10 protein-coding genes are annotated in these 13,466 nt (G+C 42.1%); 8 read left to right on the top strand and 2 right to left on the bottom strand.

Annotated features, from left to right (window positions below):
- Nucleotides 1–296: 296 nt before the first annotated feature.
- A complete protein-coding gene (locus BIW53_RS19645) occupies nt 297–1,997 on the bottom strand; it encodes an alkaline phosphatase D family protein (protein ID WP_070993713.1) in 1,701 nt (566 codons plus the stop codon).
- Nucleotides 1,998–2,263: 266 nt separating this feature from the next.
- On the opposite strand from BIW53_RS19645, the gene BIW53_RS19640 reads away from it, so the two are divergent.
- Nucleotides 2,264–3,163, top strand: coding sequence for a hypothetical protein (locus tag BIW53_RS19640; protein WP_070993712.1), 900 nt, complete (start codon nt 2,264–2,266; stop codon nt 3,161–3,163).
- Between the two features lie 67 nt (nt 3,164–3,230).
- Here the strand turns inward: BIW53_RS19640 and BIW53_RS20615 are convergent, their stop codons facing one another.
- Nucleotides 3,231–3,401 carry a DUF2986 domain-containing protein gene (locus BIW53_RS20615; protein WP_084228276.1) on the bottom strand — a complete coding sequence of 57 codons (171 nt, stop codon included), beginning with the start codon at nt 3,399–3,401 and terminating at the stop codon, nt 3,231–3,233.
- Between the two features lie 243 nt (nt 3,402–3,644).
- Between BIW53_RS20615 and BIW53_RS19635 the strand changes: the two genes are divergently transcribed.
- The 7 genes from BIW53_RS19635 to BIW53_RS19605 all read left to right on the top strand — a co-directional run bounded on the left by BIW53_RS19635 (nt 3,645) and on the right by BIW53_RS19605 (nt 13,372).
- Nucleotides 3,645–5,450: a S8 family serine peptidase gene (locus tag BIW53_RS19635; RefSeq protein ID WP_070993711.1), complete on the top strand. Its 1,806-nt coding sequence runs from the start codon at nt 3,645–3,647 to the stop codon at nt 5,448–5,450.
- Between the two features lie 11 nt (nt 5,451–5,461).
- Nucleotides 5,462–5,890, top strand: coding sequence for a hypothetical protein (locus BIW53_RS19630; protein ID WP_070993710.1), 429 nt, complete (start codon nt 5,462–5,464; stop codon nt 5,888–5,890).
- Between the two features lie 415 nt (nt 5,891–6,305).
- Complete coding sequence (locus tag BIW53_RS19625) at nt 6,306–7,403, top strand: lactonase family protein (RefSeq protein ID WP_175442175.1); 1,098 nt, start codon at nt 6,306–6,308, stop codon at nt 7,401–7,403.
- A gap of 211 nt (nt 7,404–7,614) precedes the next feature.
- Nucleotides 7,615–9,498, top strand: coding sequence for a DUF885 domain-containing protein (locus tag BIW53_RS19620; RefSeq protein WP_070993708.1), 1,884 nt, complete (start codon nt 7,615–7,617; stop codon nt 9,496–9,498).
- A 104-nt stretch (nt 9,499–9,602) separates the two neighbouring features.
- Entirely contained in the window at nt 9,603–11,063 is a 1,461-nt protein-coding gene (locus tag BIW53_RS19615; RefSeq protein ID WP_070993876.1) for a dipeptidase, read from the top strand.
- Between the two features lie 900 nt (nt 11,064–11,963).
- Nucleotides 11,964–12,533, top strand: a complete 570-nt coding sequence (locus BIW53_RS19610; RefSeq protein ID WP_070993875.1) for a Pvc16 family protein — start codon at nt 11,964–11,966, stop codon at nt 12,531–12,533.
- Nucleotides 12,533–13,372 (top strand): hypothetical protein, encoded by an 840-nt coding sequence (locus BIW53_RS19605; RefSeq protein ID WP_070993707.1) that lies wholly within the window; start codon nt 12,533–12,535, stop codon nt 13,370–13,372. Before BIW53_RS19610 ends, BIW53_RS19605 begins: the two co-directional genes overlap by 1 nt.
- Nucleotides 13,373–13,466 lie beyond the last annotated feature (94 nt).

Raw genomic sequence — 13,466 nt, 5'->3', positions numbered from 1 at the left:
TTGTCTTTATATACCTGATTAAACAGAGTATAGCTGCTCGGTACAAACTGTAAAACTTTTGCTAAAAAATTGCGATTTGAAAGTAGTTGATACGTGAGGTCATGTTAAAGCTCCTTAATTTAATATTTGTCCAAGCATATTTTAGGAGCTTGAAAGATCATTGAGCAAATCCAACAGTCTTGTCATAAATGAGAATCGGCTGATGTTACTCGGTTCGCTAGGCGCTACTCGGTAGGCGCCACTCAACATTCTTCTTAGATTAAAAGCAGTGAAGCAAGGCTTCACTGCTAAGCCGGTTAGAATACAACGACGGTTGAAACGGCTTCTTCGTCAGCTGTTTGAATCGACATTTTGATAGTACGGTTTTGCCAATCTATGTCTAACATACCGTAGTTACTACCCGATTTATTGATTAAGTGGCGGTTGCTGGTGGTTAGGTTATGAATATCAGAGCTTACACTACCCACGTAACCTGTTGGAATTTTTGCACCGCTTGGTGCACAGTTACCCCATTGTCCTGCAATACCTTTATCATTTTTATCTACTTGGGTGTAGCACCATGGTTGCTCGCGGTCTTTGGTCGTACAACCTTGGTAGGAGGTTCCTGCATGGTTAAATGGTAATTTACACTGCTTGTTGTAGTTACCATCGCCTTTTGTATCAGCATATATAGGCAACCTTAGTGGGTTTTCGATGTGATATGGCCAATTTTGGCCAAAACCAGAGGCGGTGATCTCATACACAGTGGCTTGTTTACCAAATTCGCTGCTGGCTGGAATATCCTTTTGTAGCAGCTCACCCCAGTGTTGATCGCCCGATAAAAAAATGACCGCCTTGGTCTTACCATCGTTCATGGACTTTTGCACCATGCGCAGTAGGCGCTCACGCTCGCTCGGCATTTCTGCCCAAGACTCATAACTGGTGCCAGACATTGCACCTTCTTCGAGGGACTCTATTGCGCTTTCAAACTGCTGACCATTTCCATAAGCGCAGTAATTTGATTTACTGCGGCCTTGATACAATGGGGGGAGTACTTGTATACCACTAGCTATTAGTTTAATTTCAGAGGGTTTTGCTAACTCCTGTTCAAGCCATTGCCATTGCTGCTCACCGAGCATAGTACTTTGCTCACCTTCGCACTTACCATAGTTATTAAAAGTCGGTGAGCGGAAGTAACGGGCATCTAATGTGATGACATGTGTTTGTTCTTCAGCTGTACCTAGCATTTTGGCCTCATAAATACCAGCTCGACCATTGAGCCTTGGGTCGTCCTGAGAAACATCAAAATGACGTAAATACTCTTTTTGCGCATTTTCGCGCTCGGGATAGTGTTTGCCATCATTATTTCTGCCAAAATCATGATCATCCCAAGTGGCCATTACTGGTATCTGAGCTTCTAAAAAGGCATGATAATCAGCATTTTGCTTTTTCTCGTTATATTTTCTACGCATACTGCTCATGTCTGTTGTATCAGCATAGATATTATCGCCAAGCCATAGGAACAGATCGGGCTTTTGGGTGATAAGGCGGGCTAGAGCTTCAGGCATATCGCCTTTTGTTTTAAAACAAGACCCTAAAGCGACTCGGTCAATTCGTTTACTTGTTTGCGGGGAGGTATGGCTTAGGAGCTCTGAAGGTTCTGCAAGCTCGCACTCTTCCCATTCACTTGCACTGGTATAACACCATGGCATGGTGTGATTTCGGGAGCTGCAACCGTAAAACTGTTCTCCCTGATAGCTAGAAGGAGCACGGCAAGTTTTACCACTGACAGTGGTAAATTGAGGAATCGTTTCCACTTTTACATTTGCCCAATATGCGCCTTCTTGTGCATTTTTTAGATAACACCATTGACTACCATCGTTGTTTTTATTAGTTGTGCCTTGGTAATCCGCACCTAAATAGTTAAAACTGGTTTTACACTGCTCATAGTGCACGGCGTTCTGTGCTAAGGCCAATGTAGGTAAAAATGCGATAAGCAAACAGCTGAATTTGTTCATGTTGATTCCTAAAATAGATCTGTCGTCCTAGTAACGGTGATCATCCTTGCTAGAAGTCGGGTATGTTAGGGGGTGGGTGTGAACAATTGCTTGCAAAACCTTTTCAACTGTATGACTTTATTCTTAAAAGCTTCACTATTTTGGTTGGTCACAGGTGCAGATATCGCTAGAATAATAGGAGTATTAATTGGCGATAAATATTGTACTGTATAGACTTATTAATGGTGTCTATATACGGTGGTGTGTCATATACAACAGGAGTTTGGATGTTTAGAACGGCTAATTTGGCTTTAATTATTTCTTTACTGGCTTTGGCGGTTTCTTTTTATGGGGCTTTTAATCGTTCTTCACACTATGATGAAGATGTGACTATGCAACATACTCAACGTAATAATGGCAATACAGATCAGCAAATATTGCCACAGTCGCAGGTTATTAATCGCTTGAATGCGCAACTATCTGAATTAGAGTTGCGAATAGACGACTTGGAAAGTCGAAATGGTTATGCAGAGCATGCCATGGCAGGCGATGAATTTGAGCGGGCTGTACTGAGCGTGATTGAGCAGCAGCAGGCAAGAGAACGAGACGAGATGCGCAGTAAAGACCCTGCCTACGCTTTTTATGAAAGCTTACCCCAAGATTATGAAATAAAACTAAAAACAGACCCAGATTATGCGCAGCAAATAAATAGAGAGTTAAACTCAAAAGTGCTGGATAGCAGTTTACCTGCCTTGGAGAGGCTTTCTGCAATGGGCCAATTACAAATGAATATGTATGTGCTCAATAAAACTCAGATGAGTGATTACAGCTATGAAGCTGTGGATGCGATTTTAAAAATAGCCCAACAAAGTAGTGATGAAAAGCTTAAAGTACAGGCACTCGAAGTGATTGCCAATACACCATTGACCGATGCTAGGGTAGCAGATAGTTTTGTTGCAATTGTAGAAAGGGAACAGAACGAATATTTGCGAAGCATGGCTGCAGATGGCTTGATGTTGCAGTACTATCAATCGAAAAGTAAACAACCTGAGCTAAATCGTCGGGTGGCACAACAAATTCTCTCACTCTATAACCATGGTGATCTTAAGCTTAAAAGCTTATTGAAAAATCATATGTTTAGCGATGATATGCTCGATGAACTCAATACCTTAGTTGGCAACGGATAGGTCGCAATAGAGCTTTTGAATTTCATCAAAACTAGGTATTGGAAAAGCGCTGAGCAGAGCTAGAGAGTCACTCCTGTGTGTCACTAGCTATTTGCGCTTCTTGGCAAGAGGTTTGCTCGTCGGCTGCTGCGCGTTCTGCCTTTGAAATATAGCGAGGCTTATTGCTTTTGTGCAGTTTAGCGTTGGCTCGCTTGTCCTTCTTTTTAAGTGTTTCGTAAATCTTTTTTTTGCGGTTCATAATATCTCTCTCGTCAGTCGCCGTATTTTACACGCATACCGCACAAAACCAAATGATTAGCTCATGTCATTAGCGTTATTTCTAAAAAGGGCGTTATGGGGAGAGGTGTATTTTCTCGAGACCTTAGTGGATTAGTTAAATAACTTGTTAAAATTAATTTTGACAGCGATGTCTTTTTTGTTGCCAGTTAGTTACCGTGGTGTTATGTTGGGTTCCTCTTTTGGGTATAGTGTAGAGGAAAAAATGAACTATAATAAGAAAATTTTGGCCATAGCCGTAATGATGGCAACAGGCACGGTGTACGCTAATACGTCTCCTGAACAAGACCTAATCAAACGAGATCCATTGACGTATCAGCAGTGGCATTTACAAAACACAGGTCAAACAGGGTTCTCTTTATCAGCAGGTAAAGCAGGTGAAGATCTAAATTTAGACTTTGCGGATCGTATGGGTATCAAAGGCCGCGGTATTACGGTTTCGGTAATTGATACGGGAGTAGAAATTTCACACCCTGACTTGAAAAACAATGTTGTTCCAGGCTCAAGAAATCTTATTGATGGAAGTGATTACCCAGTGGATACCCACGGTCATGGTACATCGGTAGCGGGTCTTATTGCAGCAGAGGAAGGAAACAATTTAGGTGGGCGAGGCGTTGCTCCTTATGCCAATTTAATCGGCTTTAACTTTTTGAGCGAGCAATCACTGGCTTCTTGGATGGTTTCTCATGGTCTAAGTGAAGACTTTAGAGTCCTTGACCGCTTTACCGATCCGCGAGTATTTAACCAAAGTTATGGTTCTACACCATCTTCCCCCCTAAATGGTGACTTGAACGCTGAGCCAGAGTATGCGTTGATAGAAGAAGTAATGAAGGATATTTCATTAGACAGCCACTGGGGGCGCGGTGCCACTTATGTAAAATCTGCGGGTAATTCATTTGGGTTTTACACAACTTACATTCAGGGCATTCAGTTCTATGTTATCCCTTATGAGAACAATCAGTTCCTCAATAACAAAGGGCTACCATTTCACAACGCAAACATTGCTTTAGATAACACCACATTTTGGAACCTGGTAGTTTCATCGCTTAATGCAGAGGGTCAATTGGCTTCTTACTCATCGGTAGGGTCGAATATCTTTTTGTCAGCACCAGGCGGGGAATTTGGTGAGGACAAACCGGCAATGGTCACCGTTGATTTAACGGGTTGTGAGCAAGGTATGAATGTTACCGGCACACACAAAAATAGTTTGCATGGTGGGACACAGCTGGATCCAAACTGTGACTTCAACGCTGTGATGAACGGTACCTCTTCATCGGGTCCAAACGTTGCAGGGGCTGTGGCGACTGTGATGTCGGCAAATCCAGGGTTAGATGCTAGAACAGTACGTCATATTCTGGCTGCAACAGCGCGTAAGGTAGATCCTGAGCATAAAGGTGTCACTCTTGATTTCGAATCGGCAAGCGGAAACACCGTGACTTATGAGGCCATACCAGGCTGGCAGACCAACGCTGCGGGTTATCATTTTCACAACTACTATGGTCTTGGGGCTGTGAACATTGATGATGCTGTCTATAAAGCGTTGTTTACTGGCGTATCTTTGCCAGAGCTTCAAATCACAGATTGGCAAAAACAAATTGCTAATGTGACGATCCCTGATGCTGACTTGGCGGGCGCGCAAAGTACTATGGTGGTTGACCAAAACCTAACCATCGAAGCTGTGCAGCTAAAACTAAACCTAGATCATGAACGTCTGCGTGATGTTGCCATTGAGCTGACGTCGCCATCGGGTACACGTAGCGTGGTTATGAGTGCACGAACTGGATTCTTGGACGGAACAGACGGTGGTTACACGGATTCTGTGATGTTGAGTCATCATTTCTATGGCGAAAAGTCTCAGGGGAATTGGACCATCAAAGTGATCGACACTGACAAGGGGGCAAGCAGTACTTTGATTTATAACCCGAATATTGGTCTGTTCACTACCAACGGCACTAACAATGCGCTAGACGGTGTATTGAAAGATTGGTCATTACGTATTTACGGTCACTAAGGAGTAAAATCATGAAAAAACTATTAGTGTTAGTAGCGCTGACAACCTCAAGTGCAGCATTCGCAAATTTTCCAGTATCAGTTAACGAGCTTAAGCAGCAAGCGTTGCAGGACATCAGCCAATTACCACTGTCTGATCTGACTCAAACAAGTGATCTAAATGACGCTCATTTCGTTAAAAAAGGTCAGGTGATCATCGGTGATAATGGTTTGAATGCCTATCAAGCAACGGGTGAAGTGCTTATTCAACTTGCGGCTTTTGCAAATGCTGATGAAGTAGCCAAAGCTCATAACCTGACGCTAAAGCAGGCGTACAAGTCATTTTATGTAGTGACTTCAAAGCAAGAAAATCTGGCACAAGTACTTGCGGCATTACAGCAAGAGGGCACAGTTGTATCAGCCAGCTTGGGTCTCAAAGACTTGGGTGTCAAAGTAAACTAAGTTATTAGCAATGAGCGGCTGTTAAATGGATGTGCGGCTGCTACTTTTGCAGTTGATTTAAGTGGAAATAAAAGGGAGCAATGGCATATATGGCTTCCTTTTTATATAAATATGTATTACCAGCCGAGTGTCCACTTGCTAGTGTAGTCGCCAAGCGTTTTGTATTCGCTTCTTATGCCCCTTGCCGTATTTTCAATCAGCTTTTTAGAAACTGTGTTTACATAGTTGTTTGAATTTTATATCAATTAACTTATCTTTGATGTGCTACAGTACTGATTTTTCTTCAATTGAAGTTTGGCTTGATTTTCATAAGGTGTGACGAATTATGGTGCAGTATAAAGTGCTTTTAACTCTTTTTTTGTCAATGGTCTTTATTTTACCTGTCTCTGCAAAGCTTACTCAGTCAGCAGCACATGTGACAATAATTCAAACCTTGAAAGATGGGGTAGATAAGGTTGATGGATTAGACAACCCCAGACTGGTTAAATTAGCGAAAGATAAAAAAACCGCTTATGTATTAAGTGGTGATGATAATTCGTTGTCAGTGTTTGATATTAATCATAAAAACGAGCTTTCACAAAGTGACATGATTAACAGCGACGAACAAGCGGACGTGTATTTAGAAGGCGCAGCTGGCTTGGTGGTGTTGGATGATAGTAAACGTTTGGCTGTGGTGAGTTTTTATAACGGCGCATTATCATTATTTGGACAAAGTGAGACGCAATCCTACACACCTTTGCAGGTGATTAGTGACCACCTTGCACCTGAACGGGTTTTTAAAAGTGCTGAGTCTTTAGCGGATAAAGATAATTTTGGCTTGTTGGGGGCGTGGGATATCGCTAAAAGCAACAATGGTAAACAGTTGTTTGTTGCTGGCTACAAAAGTAATGAGGTAGCGGTTTTTAATCTCACATCGGAGGGTTTAGAGTTCGCTTATAAAGTACATCGTTTGGCACAACAACCTAAGAGCTTGGGTAGTCCCGTGAGCATTGCTTTGTCAAATACAGACGATCGGGTTTTTATACTCGGATATGAAGGAAATACTCTAACCATCTATAGTAAAGACGAAGACTCAAAGCTCTCATTCAAACAGCAGCTAGAAAACCCTCATACGCAGCCGACGCATTTTAATAACCCCCAAAAAATACTGTTGTCAGCAGATTCAAAAACGGTGTATGTAGCCAATTCCACAGGTTCGTCAATTTCTGTTTTTTCGTTGCAAGATGATGAATACAGCTTTACTCAATCGGTTGTTCATGATGGCTTAAAAGGTGTTGGCAGTTTGCTATTATCCCATGATGGTAAAAAACTGTATGCGGCGGGGGAACAAGATAGCGGCTTTGTACAATTTGCTGTTGCGCCGAATGGGACGCTGAATTTTGCAAACCGTTATAATTCACCAGATCAGACCATACACAGTGTTTCTTCAATGGTGGAACTGGTTAATGATAAGTTGTTATTAGTCTTATCGGCCAAGGCAGATGCGCTATATGTTGTTGAATTGCCAGAGTAGCGAAACTAAAAATAACTAGAAAACACATTGTTTATACTAGATAGCTGTTACTTGATGAAATCAGTATGGATACTTAATTGTCTGTTGTTCGACGTATTACGCTGTATATTGTACGCAAAAAATGGTATTGAGAATATAACAATAAGAATAAAAAACCAGATACCTATTACACTAAATGGGTCGCCTTTTCTCGTTACCAATGGAGTTCGTCATGAAAAAAGCAAGCTTAGTAAGCTTAGCCGTACTTTTTGCCCTTGCAGGGTGCTCATCAGAAAGCACTCAAACCAGTTCCGCTTCATCTGCTGCTAAAACCGCAGCTGAAGTAACCAGCACTTCGAGTTCCGAAGCTGTTAATGAGGTTGTCGAACAATATACGCAAACATTCATTACTCACCAACCAGCATTAGCAACATCGCTTAAGCTTTCACCAGAGCAATATGGTGAGTATGCCTCTAGATTACCTAACTACTCGCTTGCGGGTATGCAAGCTTTGCAAATTGATATGAATAAGGCTGCTGAGCAGCTAAAACAGTTACAGACTCTACCACTGAACGAAGACGAAATGTTGCATGTGAAAGTCAACGAAGTGCTTGCGAGATATTATGCTGGTCATAGCCAGTTCTCGGCAGGCTATATCGATACTTGGGGTGGTCATTTGCCATATATTATCAATCAGTTGTCTGGGCCCCTGGTCGATATTCCGAATATTCTCAAAGATCAGCATGGCGTTGAGTCAGAACAAGATGCAAAAGACTATTTGGCAAGATTAGAAGCATTTGCCAATGTAACAGAACAAGTGCGTTCAAAAGCGGCTGTTGATGCAAAAAAAGGGGTTATTTTACCTAAGCCTTTGTTTGCTAATACTTTGGGTTACTTAAACAACTTTACTGCGCCAGATGCTGCGGCGCACCCGCTAGTAGCGTCATTCGCTCAAAAGTTGGAGTCAGTTGGTGAGCTTTCGCAAGAAACCAAACAGTCTATGGTGGAAGAAGCAACGGCGATTATTAAAAACAAAATTTATCCAGCTTTTGCCAAGGTGAGCACCGACATGCAAGCGCTAGAAAGTAAAGCACCAGATAAAGTTGGGATTTGGGCACAACCAAATGGTGAAGCATATTATCAACACGCTATTACTTATTTGGCCGATTCAGATATGACCGCCGAGCAAATTCACAATATTGGTTTGCAGGAAGTTGAGCGCATTACCAAACGCATGGATGAGATCTTAAAAGCCAATGGCTATAGTGAAGGCAGCGTTGGTGAGCGAATGCAGCAGCTTAACGAAGAAGAGCGTTTCTTATATGAAGACAGTGACGAAGGACGTGAAAAGCTACTGACTTTCTTACGTGGCGAAATTGAAACCATCAACAAAAGAGCGCCTGAACTATTTTCAACACTGCCACCTCAAAAGGTGGAAGTAAAACGTATCCCAAAAGCTGTCGAAGCAGGGGCACCAGGTGGGTATTACAATGGCCCATCGTTAGACGGTAGCCGTCCAGGGATCTTTGCTATCAACTTGAAAGATATGAAAGCAGTGCCAAGTTTTGCAATGAAAACACTGACTTACCATGAAGCGGTGCCTGGGCACCATTTTCAAATTGCCCTGAATATGCTGCAAACTGATATTGGCTTAATGCGTCAAAATGCTTCATTTAATGGATATATTGAAGGTTGGGCACTTTATTCAGAACTCGTCGCTTATGAGATGGGGATGTACGAAAATGACCCATTTGGTGATTTAGGTCGTTTACAAGCAGAGGTATACCGCGCTGCACGCTTGGTGGTAGATACAGGCTTACATCATAAAAAGTGGACGCGCCAACAAGCGATCGAATATTTTGCCGAAGCGACGGGGACAGCAATGAGTGATGTGACCGCTGCGATTGACCGTTATATTGCATGGCCGGGGCAAGCGCTTGGTTATAAACTGGGTATGTTAAAGTTGGTTGAGTTGCGCAGTATGGCAAAAGAAGCTCTTGGTGATAAGTTTGATGTCAAAGCGTTTCATGATCTGATCTTGCTTAAGGGCGCACGTCCTCTCGCTTTGGTTGAAGAAGACGTTAAGCGTTGGATTAAGAAGCAAAAACAGGCTTAGTCTAAGCGTTCATCCTATTTACATTAGGGGGCGCAAGCCCCCTTTGTTGTTTATACAGAATCAAGGAAACTAACATGACCCGTCTCGTATATGTGGCAGCGGCAATGCTTGCAAGCAGTGTTCAAGCAAACATAGAAGATATTAGTGTAAAAACGGCGCAGTACGCCGTCAAAAACTATCATCAGGCTCAGATCCATACGCTCGCCAATCTGGTGTCTTTTCCCACCGTGAATATAGAAGGCATAGCAACTCCAGAAAATCCAGACTTTATCGGTTTCAAGCAGCTGCTTAAGATGAAAGCGGCGCAACTGGGTCTAGATTATCAGGACGAGGGTCATACGGTACTGATTGGTCTGGGCACGCAAGCGCAAAAAGTCACTGTTGTTACTCATGGGGATGTACAACCTGCGGATCCTAAAAAATGGCAGCAAAGCCCTTTTTATTTAGATTCAACGACTGAACCTGGCAAACTTATCGCGCGCGGGACAGAAGATGATAAGGGGCCGATTGCAACAGCGCTTTATGCGATGAAAGCGATAAAAGATCAAGGAGTAGAGCTGAACAATCGCATAGAGTTGATGATCTATCTAGCTGAAGAATCAGACTGGGAGCCTCTCAAGGCTTTTATGGAAAATTATGAGCAGCCCAAATATGCCATCACTATAGATGCGAGTTATCCTGTCGTTGTAGCTGAAAAAGGTTGGAGCTTAATTGAGCCAACATTTAAAGGTACATCTACAGGTAATGGAGTGTATGTAAGTAATTTAACTGGGGGGGCATTTAAAAGCCAGATCCCAGAAGATGCCAGCGTGATTGTGCATAATGCATCGGCGGAACTTCTAGCGCAGTTGCAGACTAGAGCTAACTCTTTGTCTCAGGTTAAAGTGTCGTTTGCACAGCAGCCACAGGGAGTGAAGGTGAGTGTCAAAGGTGTTTCAGCTCATTCATCTGAGCCTGAAGCAGGTGTGAACGCGATCGCTCACCTTGCAGAATTGTTTAGTGGTGTGACCCTTGAGCTAAATGCAGACGGTCAGGCAATCACATTTATTAATCAGCTTGTTGGCACAGACTTGTATGGTAAGCATTTTGGTGAGATAGCCTACAGCCATGACTTTATGGGTCCGATGACCGTTGCGCCAACGTTGTTAGCGCGTCGTGGAGATGATGTTGTGTTATCTGTTAATGTCCGTCGACCAGTAGGTAAACAGGCCCAATTGTTAGAACAGCAAATCCGCCAAGCCATCGATAACTGGCAGCTGGCCAATCAAGTGACGTTAGACAAGGTTGAGATTGAATTAGGTGAACCAATGCTATTGGACAACGCGCCACATGCACAAAAGTTACTAGATATCTTTAAGCATTATACCAATGATGCTGATGCAGGTTTTGTGTCAATTGGTGGCGGTACCAACGCCAAGCTATTCGACAATGCGGTCAGTTTTGGCCCATCTATGCCGGGTAAAAATTATACGGGTCACTCGGAGCATGAATTCATAACAGTGGAACAGCTTGAGCTTAACTTGCGTATGTACACGGCTATGATGATTGAGCTTGGGAATATGTAGCTTTATTATCAGTAGACATTGAAAGTGGCGGGGTTCTGCCACTTTTCAAATAGCCTTAACGAGGTGAGTAACGCATTGATAATACGTAACGCACTCATTCATTGCGCTACTATTCAAGTTGCACAATGGGTCTGAGCTTATCACTGATAATACATACTTTGCTTTGGAATGTGTTGAAATACCCAGTCCTACACTCATATGTTGTCCAAATCAGAGCGTTTTTTATTGAACCTGATTTTACACGCAAAGGGATCAAATCCATGATTTTAGCCACCTCTGAAGAGCAAACGAGAGCAAAAGAATTTTGTTGCCTGACATTCGTAGCACCTGTTTGTCGCTGGTGGTGAAATTGAGCATCCATTGGCGAATGGTCAGTTTATCCAGCTCGTACCGATGAAAATTATTATTAGTATATAATTCATACCACTAAGTCCTTAGCACCTCTTCAATATACCACTTTTATGGTTCTACTTTGTACTGCGTCGTATCTCGGGCCCATAGTGTGTAATTGTATCAAAATTCGTCACAGTGAAACGTTGTTAGCGTGTACTTACCTATATTTATAACCTTTTTTATAAAAATATGGGTTGATCCTAAGCATATGCTCTTTATTTTTTTTGTTGTGATTTTTGCATTTATCTATCATCTATATAAAGGGGATGAAAATAGTTATAAAGTATTAAGGTGTTATTGTCTTTATTAAAAAATACCAAAAAATCATTATTTTACGTGCATTCTTCATAGGGTTTCCTATATCTAATCAGTAAGTTATGAAAAATATTGTAAATAGTGTAATGAGGTGTAATTGCTTTATTTATCATTGTGGTTACACTACTTTAACTTTTTTGCGCTGTTTATTCGTATCTAACATGGATGGCTATTTTTTGGTGGAAGGATGATGTGATTGATTTAGCCTTACGTTTTGTCGAGCAACAACTTAACCAAACACTAAGAACAAAATTCGCCCTTGATAGCGACATTGTCATTATGAACCATTTGGTTGAATCAAATGGTACGCCTCCACTTGCGAATCAAAACAAACTCGTCATTACTTTGATCAATTTAGAGCATGAAACAAATAAGCAGTTTTATGGCGGTCAGCGAACGGTACAAACCACACAAGTTCAGCAGTTACAACCAACAACACGTTTTAACCTAGACATATTACTGACAGCACACTTTGATTCTTATAATGAGGCGCTTAAATTTTTGAGTGCATCGGTGGCGTTCTTTCAGGCCTACCCGACACTGACGAAAAAAGACTTTCCTAACATGCCCTCAGACTTATTCCAGCTTCAGTTTGAAATTGAAAACTCACCTTATACTCAAACCCATAACTTATGGAGCGCATTAGGGGCTAAATATCAGCCGTCAATTATATATAAAATACGCCATGTTGCGGTGCAGTCACTACAAGTAATGGGTAGTGTCGGTGCAATAACAGATGTCGATAGTGAGGCATCAGTTTGATGTTTAGCTTGTTTAGCTTATTTCTTGAACATGGCTACTTCGCAGGCAAAAAGTGGAGTAATGCTCAGTTACAAGCGACCTCAACGACTCAATTTTGGTTAAACCGCTATCAAATGTCGCTACATAAAGATGGTACAACTTGGCGCCTATACGGCTATCAAAACACCTCAAAAACAGATTTTTTGCACTTCCTAAGAAATAGTCAAAACATTCAGACATTAGAGTTCTGGTTGCTACAACCTTTAAGTGACTTTGTAACCTTTACTGACTTGCCGATGGATTGGAAAGGGCTGCTCCAGTTCAATAGTGCCAACAGTACGCCAGTGTCTGAAGGTAAGGGAGTGAGCCTGTTGCAAGTTAATACGCTTTATGAGGCAACACAGGATGTATTTGTCGATCGCGCAATTGCAAAAATTGTATTCAATATTAATGATTTGATGACCACTGAGTCCTATCAGATAGTTCTGTCGGCGCGGGAAACTCAGTGGGTATATCACCTAATACAGCGCGGTCAGACCCATTTATATCATCCTCAATTAGTTGATAAGAAAAATGAAGTGTCATTTTCCACACCGAGCTCTTACAAAACTCAAGATGGTGAAACAGCTTGGTTAAGTAATAGTGGGGAGTTCAACTTGCCGCTACAGCAAGTTCCAGAACCCCGTTTTGAGTTGGTTGATACACAAAAGTTAGACAGTACTGGTGAGCACTATATCAAGCGTACCGTGATTAGCGCGTTACCAGCTCCAAGAAGTGATCAGCTTCACTTTGGAGTTCCGATGAATTCGAATGAGTCGTTCCCGGTGTGCATACAGTCACACATGTATGTTTATTTCTAGGTTACTTTGCCATTGAGTAACACTAGCGTCAGGCCAGTAATGCCTGATTGGGGTTAGCCCATAAATGGGGTTTGCTTAGAAAATGGCATGTGAA

Source organism: Pseudoalteromonas byunsanensis, assembly GCF_001854475.1.
GTDB classification, from domain to species: domain Bacteria; phylum Pseudomonadota; class Gammaproteobacteria; order Enterobacterales; family Alteromonadaceae; genus Pseudoalteromonas; species Pseudoalteromonas byunsanensis.
Note: the sequence above shows the minus strand (reverse complement) of the source record. Positions and strands in the feature narration are given on the sequence as shown.